This window comes from Roseiconus nitratireducens, from assembly GCF_008629675.1.
GTDB lineage: Bacteria > Planctomycetota > Planctomycetia > Pirellulales > Pirellulaceae > Stieleria > Stieleria nitratireducens.
In genome coordinates, this window is record NZ_VWOX01000020.1 from 1 (window position 1) to 16678 (window position 16678).

11 protein-coding genes are annotated in these 16678 nt (G+C 61.9%); 9 read left to right on the forward strand and 2 right to left on the reverse strand.

The window, feature by feature from the left end:
- Positions 1–83: 83 nt before the first annotated feature.
- The 6 genes from purL to cmoB all read left to right on the forward strand — a co-directional run bounded on the left by purL (position 84) and on the right by cmoB (position 9793).
- On the forward strand, positions 84–3044 hold the full coding sequence (purL, locus tag FYK55_RS24540) for a phosphoribosylformylglycinamidine synthase subunit PurL (protein WP_150079277.1): 2961 nt from the start codon (positions 84–86) through the stop codon (positions 3042–3044).
- Between the two features lie 4 nt (positions 3045–3048).
- Positions 3049–4059: an ATP-binding protein gene (locus FYK55_RS24545; RefSeq protein WP_150079278.1), complete on the forward strand. Its 1011-nt coding sequence runs from the start codon at positions 3049–3051 to the stop codon at positions 4057–4059.
- A 328-nt stretch (positions 4060–4387) separates the two neighbouring features.
- Positions 4388–6961 (forward strand): hypothetical protein, encoded by a 2574-nt coding sequence (locus tag FYK55_RS24550; protein WP_150079279.1) that lies wholly within the window; start codon positions 4388–4390, stop codon positions 6959–6961.
- A gap of 131 nt (positions 6962–7092) precedes the next feature.
- On the forward strand, positions 7093–8043 hold the full coding sequence (locus FYK55_RS24555) for a DNA integrity scanning protein DisA nucleotide-binding domain protein (protein ID WP_150079280.1): 951 nt from the start codon (positions 7093–7095) through the stop codon (positions 8041–8043).
- Positions 8043–8789 carry a carboxy-S-adenosyl-L-methionine synthase CmoA gene (gene cmoA, locus FYK55_RS24560; RefSeq protein ID WP_150079281.1) on the forward strand — a complete coding sequence of 249 codons (747 nt, stop codon included), beginning with the start codon at positions 8043–8045 and terminating at the stop codon, positions 8787–8789. Before FYK55_RS24555 ends, cmoA begins: the two co-directional genes overlap by 1 nt.
- Complete coding sequence (gene cmoB, locus FYK55_RS24565) at positions 8786–9793, forward strand: tRNA 5-methoxyuridine(34)/uridine 5-oxyacetic acid(34) synthase CmoB (RefSeq protein WP_150079282.1); 1008 nt, start codon at positions 8786–8788, stop codon at positions 9791–9793. The genes cmoA and cmoB overlap by 4 nt, the downstream gene beginning before the upstream one ends.
- Before the next feature lie 116 nt (positions 9794–9909).
- Here the strand turns inward: cmoB and FYK55_RS24570 are convergent, their stop codons facing one another.
- Together FYK55_RS24570 and FYK55_RS24575 are read right to left on the reverse strand one after the other, a co-directional pair.
- Positions 9910–10308: an SseB family protein gene (locus FYK55_RS24570; protein WP_150079283.1), complete on the reverse strand. Its 399-nt coding sequence runs from the start codon at positions 10306–10308 to the stop codon at positions 9910–9912.
- A gap of 249 nt (positions 10309–10557) precedes the next feature.
- Positions 10558–11406 carry a TIGR00266 family protein gene (locus FYK55_RS24575; RefSeq protein WP_201743800.1) on the reverse strand — a complete coding sequence of 283 codons (849 nt, stop codon included), beginning with the start codon at positions 11404–11406 and terminating at the stop codon, positions 10558–10560.
- 592 nt (positions 11407–11998) lie between these two features.
- Here FYK55_RS24575 and FYK55_RS24580 point away from each other — a divergent pair.
- The 3 genes from FYK55_RS24580 (at position 11999) to metX (ending at position 16660) form a co-directional block, all read left to right on the forward strand.
- Entirely contained in the window at positions 11999–13387 is a 1389-nt protein-coding gene (locus FYK55_RS24580; protein WP_150079284.1) for a Gfo/Idh/MocA family protein, read from the forward strand.
- A 189-nt stretch (positions 13388–13576) separates the two neighbouring features.
- Entirely contained in the window at positions 13577–14884 is a 1308-nt protein-coding gene (locus FYK55_RS24585) for an O-acetylhomoserine aminocarboxypropyltransferase/cysteine synthase family protein (RefSeq protein WP_150079285.1), read from the forward strand.
- A complete protein-coding gene (gene metX / locus FYK55_RS24590; RefSeq protein ID WP_150079286.1) occupies positions 14885–16660 on the forward strand; it encodes a homoserine O-acetyltransferase MetX in 1776 nt (591 codons plus the stop codon).
- Positions 16661–16678: the final 18 nt, after the last annotated feature.

Below are 16678 nucleotides of genomic sequence, written 5' to 3' on the forward strand. Positions count from 1 at the left end.
TCCGCTTCTCGGCAGGGAGCCGGTGATTGGGTAGACTTCGGCCACACGCGACCGCCCCCTTTCAATGTTCCAGGAATGCCCCCATGCCTTTGTGGCAGATCGACATCTACCCGGCCGAAAACGAAGTGGACCGCGAGGGCCTGCGGACCAGCGAAGAGATTCACGAGCTGGGCCTGGGCGACCAGGTGTCGGTCGTTTTCGCGCGAGGATTCCTGGTGCAAGGGGAGTTGGACGCCGAACAGGCCCAGCGGGTCGCGCAATCCCTGTTGAGCGATGCGGTGACCGAGCGAACGGTGGTGGCCCTTGCCGGCCAGCCCCCGTTGAACGAACCGCCCACCGATTCGCCCGACGTCCGACTGGTCAATGTGCTGCCCAAGCCGGGCGTGATGGATCCGGTGGCTGCCAGCACCATCGGGGCGGCGCGGGACATCGGTTTCGATGTTGAATCCGTGCGGACCATCCGCAAGTACTGGATCAGCGGAGTCGATGATCCGACGTTCCAACACATCTGTCGCCGCGCCCTGTCGAACGACTCCATCGAACAGGTCGTGATCGGACCGTTGGAGTTGGAGCAGTTGAACGTGGGGACGGCGTATGAGTTTTCGCTCGTCCGCGTGCCGATCCGACAATTGTCCGACTCCGAGTTAGAGACGCTCTCGCGCGAAGGCCAGTTGTATCTGACGCTGGTCGAAATGCAGACGATCCGCGACCACTTTGTCGGGCTCGACCGCGACCCCACCGACATCGAACTGGAATCGATCGCGCAGACCTGGTCGGAACACTGCAGCCACAAAACGCTGGCCGGTCGGATTCACTATTCGGGTGTCGGAGCCGACGGCACGCCGGGTGGAGACGAACGTCAGTACGACAACATGCTCAAGGAAACGATCTTCGCGGCGACGCAGGCCATCCGAAAGCGTCTGGGCGACGAAGACTGGTGCGTCAGCGTGTTCAAGGACAACGCCGGGGTCGTCACGTTTGATGAGAACTACCACGCGTGCTTTAAGGTTGAAACGCACAACCACCCGTCGGCCCTGGAGCCCTACGGGGGCGCGAACACGGGAATCGGAGGTGTGATTCGGGATCCGATGGGAACCGGGCTGGGCGCCAAACCGGTTTGCAACACCGACGTGTTTTGCTTCGCACCGCCGGACACCCCGGCCGACCAATTGCCGCCGGGTGTCCTGCACCCGCGGCGGGTCATGAAAGGTGTCGTCGCCGGCGTTCGCGACTACGGCAATCGGATGGGGATTCCCACCGTCAACGGCGCCGTGTACTTCGACAAACGCTACCTGGGTAATCCGCTGGTGTACGCCGGCAACGTGGGCATGATCCCGGTGGGCATGGAAGAAAAACGTGTCCACCCCAACGACCTGATCGTCGCCCTCGGCGGCCGCACCGGCCGCGACGGAATCCACGGCGCCACGTTCAGCTCCGCGGAATTGACCAGCGAATCCGAATCGCTGTCCGGTGGGGCGGTGCAAATCGGAAACGCGATCACCGAAAAGATGGTGTTGGACGTTTTGATGCAGGCCCGAGATCGCGGCTTGTACCACGCCGTGACCGACTGTGGGGCCGGCGGATTTTCCAGTGCCGTCGGCGAGATGGGCGAGGAGGTTGGCGCGGAGGTCTGGCTGGAAAAGGCGCCGCTGAAGTACGACGGGTTGTCGTACACTGAAATCTGGATCTCCGAAGCGCAGGAACGGATGGTGTTGGCGGTGCCGCGCGAAAAATGGGACGAACTCCGCGAGCTGTGCCAAAGCGAAGGCGTCGAGGCGGCGGTGCTGGGCGAATTCCGACCCACCGGAACGTTGCACCTTCGATATCACGGCGAGACCGTTGGCGAAATCGACATGCGGTTCCTGCATGACGGTCGCCCCCCGGTGATACGAGAAGCGATTTATCAGCCACCGCAGACCACGTCGTTGACGTTGCCCGAAGGAAACTCGGCTGAGGAGAACCGCGAAACGCTGCTGGGAATCCTTTCCAGCTTGAACGTGGCCAGCAAACACTGGGTGATCCGCCAGTACGATCATGAGGTCCAAGGGGGCAGCGTGGTCAAACCCCTGGTCGGCCCGCAGTGCGACGGGCCCGGTGACGCCGCCGTCGTGCGTCCGCTGTTGGAAAGTCGCCGTGGCCTGGTGATTTCCTGCGGCATGAATCCGCACTACGGCGACTTTGATACCTACCACATGGCAGCATCGGCCATTGACGAAGCACTTCGAAACGCCGTCGCCGTCGGAGCCGATCCGGAAAAGATCGCCATCCTGGACAACTTTTGCTGGGGTTACACCGATCGACCCGAGACGCTTGGATCGCTGGTCCGGGCCGCGATCGCTTGCCAGGACTTGGCGATCGCATTGGGCACGCCCTTTGTCAGCGGCAAAGACAGCCTGAACAACGAATTCAGTTATCTGGACGCCGATGGCGACAAACAGACCATCTCGATCCCACCCAGCTTGTTGATCAGCGCCATGGGGCAGATCGAGGACATCGCGTTAGCCGTCACCATGGACGCAAAAGAGTCCGGAAACGCGGTGTTCCTGGTCGGGAAAACCAAGGACGAGTTGGGTGGATCGCACTTCTGCCTTCACCACGGTCTGCACGGGGGCGACGTTCCCAAAGTGGATGCCGCGCAAGCCAAAACGACCTTTGCCGCCCTGCATCAAACCATCCGCGACCGATTGGTCCGATCTTGCCACGACCTCAGCGAAGGTGGATTGGCGGTCGCGGCGGCTGAAATGGCGATGGCCGGCCGGTTGGGGATGACGTTGGATTTGGACGCCGCGGCGGGATCCGCCACCGAGAATCTTGCGACCACGGGACTTCTGTTCAGTGAAAGCAACACCCGTTTTTTGGTCGAGGTCTTGCCGGAACATGCCGACGCATTCGAAAAGCAACTCCGCGACGCTCGCGTCCCGGTTGCACGCGTGGGTACAATGACGGACACACAAGAACTGAAAGCGACCCGATCGGGCGAAACGGTGCTGGATTTGCCCGTGGCAGCTGCCCGACAAGCTTGGCAAAAACCACTCGACTGGTAACCGGATGATCTCCCCTCCACAAGGTGAACACTCAACCTCCACCTGGACCGTGGTGGTTTCCCGCGGACAATCTCGGAACCCGGCCAAACGCGCCCTGGAGCAAGCCATCGCCGATGCCGCGGCTGAACTGGATCACGTCAACGTGGTCATCGTCCCGCACCTGTATGACCTGCCCAAAGGCGGCGAATCCTTGCAGACGCTTGCCGGTCTGGAAGGGGACCTGATCGTCCTGTCGTGGATCTTTCCGCGCGCTGCCCACTGGGTGCTGGATCGAAATGGCATTCGCGGCCAGTTCATGGCTCTGCAGGAGGATTCCGGCGACGAAGAGGAGGAGGACGCCGATCCGCAACCCGCTGCCGAACGCGACGTGCAACGCGTCTCGGAAATGTTTCCACGGCCCGAACGCGACATCCATTGCGGAAACCTGCGCGATGAAGCCGGCGTGGACACCTACGTCCAGCGGATCCGCGAACTGGTCGAGGGTTCCGGCACCGAATCTTCGCCCACCGATTCACTGCCGATCGTCGGAGGCAAGCTCGTTCAGGTGGAAGAATCGACGTCGCGGCGCTGGTACCCCGTCATCGATTTCAATCGATGCACCAACTGCATGGAGTGCATCGATTTCTGTCTGTTCGGCGTGTACGGCGTCGACGGGGCGGAAACCATCCTGGTCGAACAGCCGGACAACTGCCGCAAGGGATGCCCGGCCTGCAGTCGCGTCTGTCCCGAGAATGCCATCATCTTTCCGCAACACAAGGCGCCGGCGATCGCCGGTTCGGACACCGGCGGAAGCGAAGGTTTCAAAATCGACCTATCGAAGTTGTTCGGAGCCCCCGAGGGCGGCGACGATGCGATCGCGACGGCGGCCCGAGAGCGCGACGAGCAGCTCTTGCTGGCCGGACGCGATGCGGTCGGAATCGACGAACAACTGCAACGTCGCCAGTCGGACCTGAATGCCCAGCCGAAGGACGACCTGGATGCGCTGATCGATTCGCTGGACGAATTGGATCTCTGATCGGGCGTCCCGATCCGCTCGCGGTATCCCCGCAGCGCTCGCGATCAAGTTCCTCCGTGGGTGCGACTGTTCGGACCGCCCGTCGGTGACAACGTTTGTCGCTCAACCGACTTTTCAGGCAAAGCGTGGTCAGCCAATGCCGAGGCTGGGGGGAAAATCACTTGAGCCCGTTCGCTGATTTTCGGCGAAATCCCACGACCGCTGCCCACAGACTTTGCCTACATCACGGCGCTTTTCAGTCGCAAAATGCCTGAACTTTCTGGCTGAACTTCCGCTGGAATGCTTCCGATAGCAGAGATTGACCCTCTGCATCCGATGGAGCCCTTCCGTGCTGAACCGCCCAACGTTTCGCGATTCAAAGCCCTCCCGATCCCACCTGCGAACCCTGCTCCGACAGTCACTGATGGCGGGCGTGGCCGTCGGTGTGGTGAGCGGGATGGGCGCGAGAGCCTTTGCCGACGGTGATCTGCAATTGCAGGCTCCGCTCAATGCAGCTCAGCAGGATGCAGACAACTCCGCCGGGAATGCGGACCGAGTCGATTCGTCGGCCGAAGCGGAGACGTTATCACCACCGACGTCAGCATCCCCAACTGCTTCGACGGCGTCGGTCCCCACGTTGGCTGGCCCCACCTTGGCTGGCCCAGCGCCAACACCCGCCGAGGCTGCGAAAACGGCCGCAACCGGCACGCCAGAGTTGCAAGCGGTCGACACCGAAGCAACAGCGGACGACGCCGATCATGACCCCGACGTCGCGTCCCCTTCGCCCGTCGAATCGCCCCAGCCCGGGTCGAAGTCCATTCGCGCCATTCCGGCATCCGGACCGCTGGACGTCTTCCGTCAACCGCCGCGGCGCCGCGGACACGCCCCCCAAAGCGACACCGAATCGAACGGATTGCAAGCTCCGATCTCGCCGCAAGCCGATCGCGGCCAACAGGGCGTGAGCCGGCTGCAACAACCAGCGGTGTCGCAGCCGGGCTCCTGGCAAGGCCGTACCGTTTCGGAGCAAATCTCCCAGCCAAATCCGGCCCAGCCAAATCACCCTGCCGCATCGATGCCGGCGGGCTCCGGCATCCCGACGATGTCGACCGACGGAATCTCAACCGGCAACTGGGTCGCTCGTGATGCGATCAATCGTGTCGCGCCGCTGCGGGATCCCCAACCACGTGCCGCTCAGGCTCAGGCCGTGCCGCCGCAAACGGAGTCATCGGCCCTGGAGGCGGCTCCGCCGGAAACCACGGCGTCGGCTGAGCCGGAACCTTCACCGGCGACCAGCGACGACGGTGGCTGGAGTGCTCGGCCGATCACCGATCGAGATTTGCGAGACGAAGACCGCCAAGCAGAATCAGAGCCGTTGCAATCGGTGCGGCCCCAGGCGGACTCGGCCGATCGATCCGCACCGCCGGCGAACCAGCTGGATACCGCTGCTCCCGCGGAACGCGCCAAGTTGGCGGAGCCTGCGACGGAATCGGCAACGGACGATGCATCCAACTGGGCCGACGAGATGCTTGAGTCTTTGATGCAGGCGCCGTCTGCCGCTGGGAGCGCTCGGCGAACAGAAACGCCCGCTCGGCGCGCCGCCGGATCGGTGGGTGACCTTCAGCCCTCGGCGCGCGTATCCGAACGCTCGGTCGAGGTCCCGCACCGGGAACTGAAATCGACGGCCTCACCGACACCGTCTTCGCCCACGCAGCGATCTTCCGAGCAAAACAGCACGCGTGGCGACCGCGCCAGTGCGGATCCCGAGACTTCGGCGGTCGCCGAGCATCCGGAGCAACGTGCGAGCGACGCGTCGACTGGTTCCAAGCCGCGATCGGCGTCAACGCCCACACGCGTCGGAGACTTGGACTCCGCACCGAGCGACGTGCCGTTGGACTACACAGGACGTCCCGCTGTAGACGTGGTGCCCAATCGGAGCGTGGCCAGTCTGCGTCGCCCCATCGAACGTGTGCTGGGCTACTTTTACCAGCGTCCGGAAATCGCGACGGGCCGCAGCAATTGGGGCATGATGCACGCCTTGATGGTCTACGGCGTCGACACGCAAATCATTGTCGGCCCCAATCGGTACAGCGCCGTCGCCTGGATCGCCGGAAACAACAATTGCCGGGGGCAGCGGTTGCTGACGCATGACGCCGACGGAATCCAGGCCAAGAGTGGTGTCGGGCTGCAGGGGCACCAGGGGCAGTTTCTGGCGGTGCTGGGAATGTGCGGCGTTCCTACCGACTACCCTTTGCACGCCGGCGACCAGAAGTACCAGGTCCAAGACTTGATCGAAGCGGAGAAGCGTGCCTGCGTGGTGGATGAAGAACTGACCTTCACGCTGGTCGGGCTGGCGCACTACCTGGACACCGACAGCAGCTGGATGGCCGACGACGGCACGCGTTGGGATTTTGAACGGTTGCTGGAAGAGGAGTTGAAACAGCCGATTGTGGGCGCCGCCTGTGGCGGAACCCACCGGTTGATGGGCTACGCACACGCACTGAGAAAGCGGCGGGCCGAAGGCAAGCCGATCACCGGGCAGTGGAAACGCGCCGAGACCTACACCGCCGATTTCGTGGACTATGCGTACTCGTTGCAAAACCGAGACGGGTCGATGAGCACGGACTGGTTCGAAGGCCGGGCGGACAATCGCGACGTCGACCGGAAGATCCAGACGACCGGCCACATCGTCGAATGGCTGTTGACGCTGACGCCGGACGAGCAACTGCAGGATCCCCGATTGGTCCGGGCCGTCAGCTTCCTGGTGCGTTCGATGGGATCTGATCTGCGGCACGACTGGAGCATTGGCCCCAAGGGGCACGCGTTGCGGACATTGGCCATGTACCACCAACGGGTTTACCGCGCCGGATCGCCGTGGGAACCGGATGCGATTGCCGCCGGGAGATCGCCGGGACAACACCGCTAGGTGATTCAGATCGAATCTGAGGTGCGGTCGCGGGGGTAAAAACGACCGGGCTGGCTGGGCGAAATATCAATGGTGAGCTAGATTAGAGAGGACACTTTCCAGCCCCCACCAGCCCAGGCCTGATCGACCCGATGGCAACTCAGCGATTGACCAAACACAACCGGGCGATGCTTGCTTCGGCGCTCAAGTTGGTCAATCAGATTTCCGCGGATGCCTTGATCATCCTGCTGGAAGGGGCCAGCGACTGGCAACGGATGGCCGAAATTGGCCAGGAACACGAGTTTGACAAGCCGTTCATCGTTGCCGTCGATTCGGTCGAAGATCTGGACGGAGCCGCGGAGGCGGGTCTGAAGCCGCTGGCGCTCAACAAGGCCAAGGCGCCCCTGTTGGAGCGGTTGCAGCACGCGTTGCTGGAGGCGGCCGCGGATGAGCTGATCAAGCCCAACGATGAAGTGGTGGCACTCTATGGCGGGTTCACCGCGGGCAGGCTGGATTCGATCAGCCACCTCAAGCTGGACGAACGGATGCGGCGTCTGAGCAGCCGTGACTTGCAGTCGCTTGAGAGCAGCGTCCCGCTCAAAACGCTGAAGGTTGTCGTTGACTTGGCGGTCCAGATCGGTGTCGAAGGTCGCGAAGGCAAACCGGTGGGTGCTCTGTTCGTCGTCGGCGACACCCGCAACGTGCTCAAGCACGCAAGCGACAGCGGGGTCGACCCCTTCCGCGGTTACAACAAAAAGTCGCGGAACCTGCTGGACAAGAAAGTGCAGGAGGACGCTAAGGAGATCTCGCAACTTGACGGGGCTTTTCTGATCACCGCCGACGGCACGATCGAGCGCAGCCGCCAGATGTTGGAGGTCCTTCACGAAGACCTGAACATGTCCAAGGGGCTGGGATCGCGGCACTGGGCCGCCGCCGCCATCACCCGCCGCACCAAAGCGATCGCAATCGTCGTCAGCCAGTCGACCGGGACCGTCCGCTTGTACCAGAACGGCTTCCTGAAAATGCAGATCGAACCGATGGACAAGGGCATCAAGTGGCAGGAAATCTCCTTCAAACCGCCCAGCAGCGGCGGCGAAGACTGATGTCCCGCGATCAAATCTACGCCCTGCCACGAGATCAGGTCGGCCAGTTTCAGTTTGACGAACAGGTCGCCAGGGTGTTTCCCGACATGATCGCCCGCTCGGTTCCCGGGTACGGTTCGATTCTGTCGATCATCGAACAACTCTCGGCGCGGTTTGTCCAACCGGGCACGCAAGTCTACGACCTGGGATGCTCCCTGGGCGCGGCAACGCTGCTGATGCAGCCACAGATCCCTCCCGACGCGACCATCCATGCGGTCGACAATGCCCCGGCAATGATCGATCGCCTGCGATCTCGGGTCGACCAGATCCGGCAGCGTCCGACGCTGGCAAAGGTGCAAGTGCATCTGGCCGACGTCGTTGACTTCCCGATGGACCACGCCTCATTGGTGGTGCTGAATTTCACCCTGCAGTTCATCGCTTCGGATCGCCGTCGCGAACTGCTGGATCGGATCTGCCAGGCACTGATCCCGGGTGGTGCGCTGCTGCTAAGTGAAAAGATTTGCTTTGACGATCCCCACCAACAACAACTGCTGTCGGACCTGCACTTGGATTTCAAACGGGCCTGCGGCTACAGCGAATTGGAGATCGCCCAAAAGCGGACGTCGCTGGAGAAAACGCTGATTCCGGAGTCACTCGCCACCCACACCGAGCGGCTACAGGCCGCCGGATTCGCGACGGTGGCCCCCTGGTTCCAGTGCTTCAACTTCGCTTCCATCTTGGCCATCAAGGGCGGCCAGGGTCGATGAAGCTCCCTTCGTGGTTGGCGTTCGAGCCGTTGCGGCAGCGGCTGGTCGAAGCCGGGATGGAAGAGTTTGCCGATCACATCCAGGCCCTGTGTGCGGAGCGTCTGAACCAGCCGACCAACGGCGATCTGAAACGCTGGGTTGCCGCACTGGAGGAGCTGCCCGCACCTTCCGAGCGATGGTTGGATGCCAGCGGATCGGCCGTTCGGGTCGACGGAGCCGCCGCGGACGATCCGGCCGCGCTGCGGGAAACGCTGATGAAGTTTCATCCTTGGCGGAAAGGCCCGTTCGACTTTCTGGGAGTCGAAATCGATACCGAATGGCGATCGGATTCGAAATGGGATCGCATCGCCGGCTCGATCGACCTGAATCACAAATCGGTTCTGGACGTCGGCTGCGGTAACGGTTACTTCGGCTGGCGGATGCTGGACGCGGGAGCGAGTTGGGTGCTGGGGATGGATCCGATCCTGCGATACGTGCTGCAATTTGAAGTGTTTCGGCGTTACGCCGGTGACCAGCCCCGTCACGACGTCTTGCCGCTGCTTGATACGGACCTGCCGCCGAAGCTGCACGGATTTGACGTCGTCTTTTCAATGGGCGTGCTGTATCACCGGACCAGCCCCATCGATCACTTGCGAAGTTTGGCCGGCGCCCTGAAACCGGGTGGCAACCTGATCCTGGAAACGCTGATCATCGACGACGACCAGCCGTCGGTGCTCGTCCCGGAAGACCGATACGCCCAAATGAGAAACGTTTGGTTTTTGCCTTCGCTGCCGATGCTGCAGCGTTGGTTGCGACGGACCGGCTTCGACGACATCACCCCAATCGATGTGACGACGACGACCCAGGACGAACAACGATCCACGCCCTGGATGACCTTCCAGTCCTTGCCGGACTTTTTGGATCCGCAAAATCCCGGACGCACCGTCGAGGGGTATCCGGGTCCGCGTCGTGCGGTCGTGACCGCACGCGCGCCAAAGAGATCGCGGCCGCGTCGTTCGGCGTAACCGCAACGTCGCGACCGCTGCCAGATGCTGGCCGGCGCGACGCTCGGTCGGCAATGACCGTCGGAGCCCGGTTTCATCCGAAGCCCGATTTGATCCGAAGCCCAGTGATTTTGGCCTCAGGCTTCGGCCTTCTGCACCAGCGTGATCAGGTCCAAGTCGATGATCAGCGCATCGTCGGATTCCGGATTCAGCAACAAGCCATGGTCGGGCGGCATGTAGTCGAGCAAGGCATCACCCTGCAACACATAGCCTTCGATCTCATCGTCCTCATCGTACATCTCATCCATCGATTGCACGAAGGCTTCCGCCGCCTTCTCATTGGTGAAGGCGACCAGGACTTCCATGTCGTCAATGTCGGCGCTCAGCACATTGGCGGCGTCTTCATCGTCGTCTTCGTCGGGCAGACTCAACAACACAAACTCGGCTTCCGCCATCAGCTGGCGGACCAGCACGGCATCGCGTTGTTCGAGCGCATCGGCCAGTTTGGATTCGAGCGTGGATTGCGGTTGGGACATCAGCGGAATCGTCCGTAGAGAGAGAATTGCGTCAAGCAGTCGGCCATCCAATCGGCCACAACAGGACAGGCTCGGCAGGCATGGCCGCTCCGCCGCCCTGACCCAAAACCGGACGAACAAATCGCACGTCGTTCCGATGCGTCGGCGCGTGCGGCGTTCGCTGTGACAAACAGGCTTCATTCACCGGCCCGAGGGCAACCCACGGTTCGGCCTTGGCACGCCGGTCCATCTGACCGGGTCCTGCGGGTCTCAGTCTCCCATGAACATCTCTCCGAGTCCACCCAGCACGGACCCCTCGCCCTTGCTGCTGCCGCCGGTGGCCGATGGGATTGCGCTGGCCAGCCGACCGGCAAACCTTGAGAACGGCAGGGATTGCAGCCACACGGGCCCGGGCCCCCGAATTGTGGCTAAAAAGAGTCCTTCGCCGCCGAAGAAGGCATTCTTTAAACCGCCGACGAACTGGATGTCGTAGTGCACCGTCGGCCCCATGGCCATCAAGCACCCGGTGTCCAGCCGCAGCGTTTCGCCCTCGGAAAGTTCCCGGTACATCATGGTGCCGCCGGCGTGAACGATCACGATTCCGTCCCCTCGCAACCGCTGCATGATGAATCCCTCGCCGCCAAACAAGCCGGCTCCGATCCGCTTTTGAAACGCGATGTCGACGGTGATCCCCCGCGCCCCGCAAAGAAACGCGTCCTTTTGACAAATGATTTCGCCCCCCAACTGATCCAGGTGCAGCGGAACCATCCGGCCCGGGTGCGGCGCACCGAATGCGACACACGCCTGGCCCGAACCCTGATTCGTGAAAGTGGTCATGAACAGCGATTCGCCGGTCAGGGCACGCTTCCCAGCCGACAATACCTTTCCAAACAAGCTGCTGTCTTGACGGGAGGGGTCACCGAAGACGGTCGCCATTTCGATGCCTTCGGTCATGTACATCAGCGCCCCGGCTTCCGCGATGGTTTGCTCACCGGGATCCAGCGTGATTTCAACGTACTGGGTTTCGTGCCCGAAGATCTCGTAGTCGATCTCGTCGCTGGTTCGCGGCACCCCGTCTTCGGACTGCCCACCCCGCATCGTTACCGGTGCGGTACTCATCTTGATCTCCCCGGCAGCAAACCGGTCGTCGCCATCCAAGGTCGAGTTTTGCCCGCGAAAGGGTGAAGCGCTGGAGACCGATCGGGAGTCTTCGTCAGGCCGGGGCTGGGGTGACGGAGCGGGCGGGGAAAAAGTCTCCCCGCAGCGGGGACACCGGTATCGTGTGCCGACTCTCGCGGGCTCCGATCGAGAGCGCGTTCCACAGGACGGACAAATGAATTCCACAGCAAATCGCCTCCACGGCGGGTTTCAAAACTCTCAACGGACGGTCCACCGAGCTACTGTCCCCGTCCGCGTGAGGGACGGTAGCCATCCCCGCCGGGCCAACGGACGCGGAACATTTGGGGTTCGCTGTTTTCCCGGGCCAAGAAACCGACCCGCGGGGGCGCGCCGTCGATTTGGGGGAAGCGATCATCACGGTGGGGTAAAAACGCGCCGGTTCGGATCGAGTAAACTTGGGGCGACCAGCCGTCCCTCGTGACGCGGTGCGGTTCGAAAACGGGTTGCATGACCGTGACCCTCACCCGGTGGCGTCGGCGCCGCCCGGCAATCAACTCAGCCCTCCCCTCGCCCCCCTCCCCAAGGGTCCCTGATGACCAAGCCAACCCAAAACTCTGTTCAGCAGCGACGCCAGTTTCTGAAGACGTCAGCCGCCGCTTCGGCGGCCCTCACGGCACCTTACTTTTTCTCCTCGGCGAAAACGCTAGCCGACGAAACCACCAGCAAGAATGATCGTGTCGCGATCGGCGTGATCGGCTGCGGCGGCATGGCCCGTGGCAACATCAACGCGGCCAAACAGTGGTTGGATGTGGTGGCGGTTTGCGACGTGGATGCCAGTCGCGTGGCCAGCGCGAACCAGCAGATGAGCGGCGGCAAGGCGCAGGAGTATGCCGACTACCGCGGGTTGCTCGAACGCAAGGACATCGACGCGATTCACATCGCCACGCCCGATCACTGGCACACCAAGCCCCTGATCGAAGCGATGCTGGCGGGCAAGGACGTGTACTGCGAAAAGCCGCTGACGCTGACCATCGACGAAGGCAAATTGATTCGGAAGGTTCAGAAAGAAACCGGCCGCATCGTGCAGGTCGGCACCCAACAGCGCAGCACGTTCAATCTGTTCGTCAAGGCGATGGCAATCGTCGCAGAAGGCCGATTGGGACGAATCCGGCAGGTGCAAGCGGCGATCGGCGGCGCTCCGACCAGCCCGAGCATTCCCGTGGCCGATCCCGGTAAAGAATTTGACTGGGAACGCTGGTTGGGTCCGGCTCCACTGACGGATTACCGCTACCTGGAACCGGCCGACGGAACGGGCCGCCCGAACACAAATGGGCATTACGAATTTCGCTGGTGGTACCAGTACAGCGGTGGAAAGCTGACCGATTGGGGGGCGCACCACGTCGACATCTGCAATTGGGCGTTGAAGCTGAACGGTCAAACTGAGGGTCCGCTTTCGATCACCGGCAACGCCGAACATCCTGTGGAATTCAAGGACGGTGATCCGGTGCAGCAGGACCGATACAACACGGCGACCCGTTTCAAGTTCACGGTGGCCTATCCGGGCGACACCGAAATGATCATCCGCAACGACACCGACAACGGCGTCTTGATCACGGGCGACAAGGGAAAGATCTTTGTCAATCGCGGCAAGCTGGTCGGCAAACCGGTCGAAGACCTTGCCGACAATCCGCTTCCCGAAGGCGCGATCGCCAAGGCGTACAAGAACTTGCCGATGGAAGGCAACGGCCGGTCGGCCCACTGGGCGAACTTCCTGTACTGCGCCCGCGAACGCAAAGAACCGATCAGCGACGTTCATTCACACATGCAGATGTTGAACGTTTGCCATTTGGCCGGCATTAGCGCCCGGCTGGGACGTGACTTGAATTGGGACAATGCCAGTGAGCAAATCGTTGGCGACGACCAGGCCAACCGAATGCTGGTTCGACCTTACCGCAGCGGCTACGAAATTGAGATGGGCTGACACGACCTGTTCGCCGAAATGCATTGCCTTTTCCGCCGGGCCGCCTTCCTGCCGAAGGCGGCCCGGTTCGCGTTCGCACCGTGGTCAATCCCGAAGTGGTGACCTAAACTCACCGCTCCGCCCCCCCCGATCATTGACCTTCCCGATCATTGACCTTCCCCACACTGACCGTCTCCAGGAAATCTATCGATGAGCGAGCACTACCGTCCCGGCACCCTTGCGCTGCACGCCGGCCAGGAACCCGACCCGACAACCAACGCCCGTGCGGTTCCGATTTACGCGACGACCAGCTACACGTTCAACGACACCGATCATGCCGCCGCGTTGTTCGGCTTGGCAGAATTCGGCAACATTTACAGCCGTCTGATGAACCCGACGGTCGACGTGCTAGAAAAACGCCTGGCGGCACTCGACGGCGGCGTGACCGGGCTGTGCTTCGCTTCCGGCCAGGCCGCAATCACCGCGGCCATCCTGACGATCACCCACAGCGGCCAAAACATCGTCAGCAGCACGTCGCTGTATGGGGGCACCTGGACGCTGTTCACGCAAACGCTCAAGAACCTGGGCATCGAAGTCCGCTTCTTTGATCCCGACCATCCCGAACAGATCCACGAGTTGATCGACGAAAACACCCGCCTGGTGTACATGGAATCGATTGGCAATCCCAAGAACGACGTTCCGGACTTTCGCGCCATCGCCGAGGCGGCCCACACGGCCCCCCAAGGCCCGATTCCGGTGCTGTGCGACAACACCGTGATGACGCCGATGCTGCTGCGACCGATCGAACACGGGATCGACATCGTGATCTACAGCACGACCAAGTTCATCGGCGGGCATGGAACCCACATCGGCGGTGCCATCGTCGACAGCGGTAACTTCAAGTGGGCCGACCAACCGGAGAAGTGGCCGGAATTCTGCGGACCTTCGCCGTCGTATCACGGCGCCGTCTTTGAAGAACACCTGCGTCCCATGGGGAACATTGCGTACAACGTCTACATCCGCACACATTGGCTGCGTGACACCGGAGCGGCGATGAGCCCCTTCGCAGCGTTCCTGTTCTTGCAGGGCTTGGAAACGCTGCACCTGCGGATGCCGCGGCATTGCGAGAATGCCTTGAAGGTCGCGCAATTCCTGGAGTCGCACGACGCGGTCGAGTGGGTGAACTATCCCGGACTGAAATCACACAAGGATTACGCGCGGGCCCAAAAGTACCTTCCCGATGGACAGGGCGCGATCCTGGGCTTCGGTATCAAAGGCGGCATGGAAGCTGGGAAGAAATTCATCAATTCCTGCAAACTGTGCTCCCACCTGGCCAACATTGGTGACGCGAAAACGCTGGTCATCCATCCGGCCAGCACCACGCACCAACAACTGACTCCCGAGGAGCAACAGAAAGCCGGTGTCGTCCCGGAATACATTCGCGTTTCGGTGGGGATCGAGGACGTCGACGACATCATCGACGACTTGCGTCAAGCCCTCGCCGTCGCGGTCGGCTAAGTGGGCGCGCAGGAGCCACCGCCGGAATCATTCGCCAGCACCGATGACGCGCGCGTTGTCGGTCCCCTGCAACATGTTCAATCGATCACCTTCGCCCGCGACATCCCCTTGGAATCCGGCGGGCACCTGTCGGAGGTCACTTGTGCCTTCGAAACCTGGGGACGGTTGAACGACGACGCCACCAACGCCGTGTTGGTGTGTCATGCGATCTCGGGCGATTCCCACGCGGCGCGGCATCATCCCGACGACGATCTGGGTTGGTGGGATGATCTGATCGGCCCCGGCAAGGCAATCGACACCGACCGGTTCTTCGTGGTCTGTCCCAACGTGCTGGGCGGATGCCGAGGATCCACCGGCCCCAGCGATCTGGATCCCAACACCGGTCGACCGTTCGGAGCCGGGTTCCCACGAATCACCGTCGGCGACATGGTCAACGTCCAGCGGATGTTGGCCGAGCATCTGGGGATTCGCCGCTGGCGGGCAATCGTTGGCGGTTCGTTGGGTGGACACCAGGCGATGAACTGGATCGCGCGTTATCCCGATGCCGCCGATCTTTGCGTGGTGATCGCGTCCAGCGCGCGATTGACCAGCCAGGCCCTGGGATTTGACATCATCGGCCGCAATGCGATCCAAACGGATCCCCATTTCAACGGCGGCCAGTACTACGACCAACCGCAGCGTCCCGACACGGGATTGGCCATCGCTCGCATGCTCGGTCACATCACCTACCTGTCCAGCGAGGTGATGGAAGAGAAATTCGACCCGGATCGTCACGACCCCCGCAAGGTTGCGACGATCTTTGAACAACGCTTCAGCATCGGATCGTACTTGGCGCACCAGGGCCAGAAATTCACCACGCGTTTCGATGCCAACAGCTACATCGCGTTGACGATGGCGATGGACCTGTACGACTTGGGCGCCGACCGCTTGCAGCTGATGGAAACGTTCAACGACGCCGAGTGTGAATTCCTGTTGGTCAGTTTCAGCAGCGATTGGCTGTTCCCCTCGTCACAATCCCGTGACATCGTCAACGCGCTCGTCGCCCTGGACAAACCGGTCACGTATGCCGAGATCACTTCACCGCGTGGTCACGATTCGTTTCTGATTCCGGAGGACATCCAACATTACGCCCCCCTGATTCAGGCTCGCTTGGGAGCCATCGATACGATCGCTGAACAGATCTCGGAAGTCGAACAGATCATTCTGCAAGAGATCCCGCCCGGTGCGTCGGTCTTGGACCTGGGTTGCGGCGACGGCCATCTGCTCTCGGCACTCAAACGCCGCGGGCATGCCAAACTGGTCGGCGTGGAAGTCGACCAGAACAATCTTCTGCAGGCCGGCCGGCGCGGCCTGCACATCATCGACTACGACTTGAATGAAGGCCTTCCCGCGTTTATCGACCAGCAATTCGACGTGGTCGTGCTGAGCGCCACGCTGCAGGCGGTGGCGAACATCGAGATGTTGTTTGATGAGATGGTTCGCGTTGGCCGACGTGTCATCGTCAGCTTTCCGAATTTCGCCTATCGCGCCCTCCGCGACGCGTTCGTCACCGGGGGACGATCCCCGAAGGCCCCGGGCGAGTTCGGCTACGAGTGGTACAACACGCCCAATCGCCGCTTTCCCAGCATCGCCGATGTGCACGATCTCTGTCGCGAAAAGTCACTCCGGCTGCGGAAGGAAATCTACTTCGACGCGACTCACAACCGACGCATCGCCCCGGATGAAGATCCCAACCTCAATGCCGACACCGCGATCCTGGTGATCTCCCATACCTGAACGGCAGCCTTGGCGGAA

Excerpts from the sequence above, each read along its gene's own strand:
- FYK55_RS24570 (WP_150079283.1), bottom strand. The coding sequence starts at position 10,308 with ATGTCCCAACCGCAATCCACGCTCGAATCCAAACTGGCCGATGCGCTC.
- cmoA (WP_150079281.1), top strand. The coding sequence starts at position 8,043 with ATGTCCCGCGATCAAATCTACGCCCTGCCACGAGATCAGGTCGGCCAG.
- FYK55_RS24545 (WP_150079278.1), top strand. The coding sequence starts at position 3,049 with ATGATCTCCCCTCCACAAGGTGAACACTCAACCTCCACCTGGACCGTG.
- FYK55_RS24585 (WP_150079285.1), top strand. The coding sequence starts at position 13,577 with ATGAGCGAGCACTACCGTCCCGGCACCCTTGCGCTGCACGCCGGCCAG.
- cmoB (WP_150079282.1), top strand. The coding sequence starts at position 8,786 with ATGAAGCTCCCTTCGTGGTTGGCGTTCGAGCCGTTGCGGCAGCGGCTG.
- FYK55_RS24575 (WP_201743800.1), bottom strand. The coding sequence starts at position 11,406 with ATGAGTACCGCACCGGTAACGATGCGGGGTGGGCAGTCCGAAGACGGG.
- purL (WP_150079277.1), top strand. The coding sequence starts at position 84 with ATGCCTTTGTGGCAGATCGACATCTACCCGGCCGAAAACGAAGTGGAC.
- FYK55_RS24580 (WP_150079284.1), top strand. The coding sequence starts at position 11,999 with ATGACCAAGCCAACCCAAAACTCTGTTCAGCAGCGACGCCAGTTTCTG.
- FYK55_RS24555 (WP_150079280.1), top strand. The coding sequence starts at position 7,093 with ATGGCAACTCAGCGATTGACCAAACACAACCGGGCGATGCTTGCTTCG.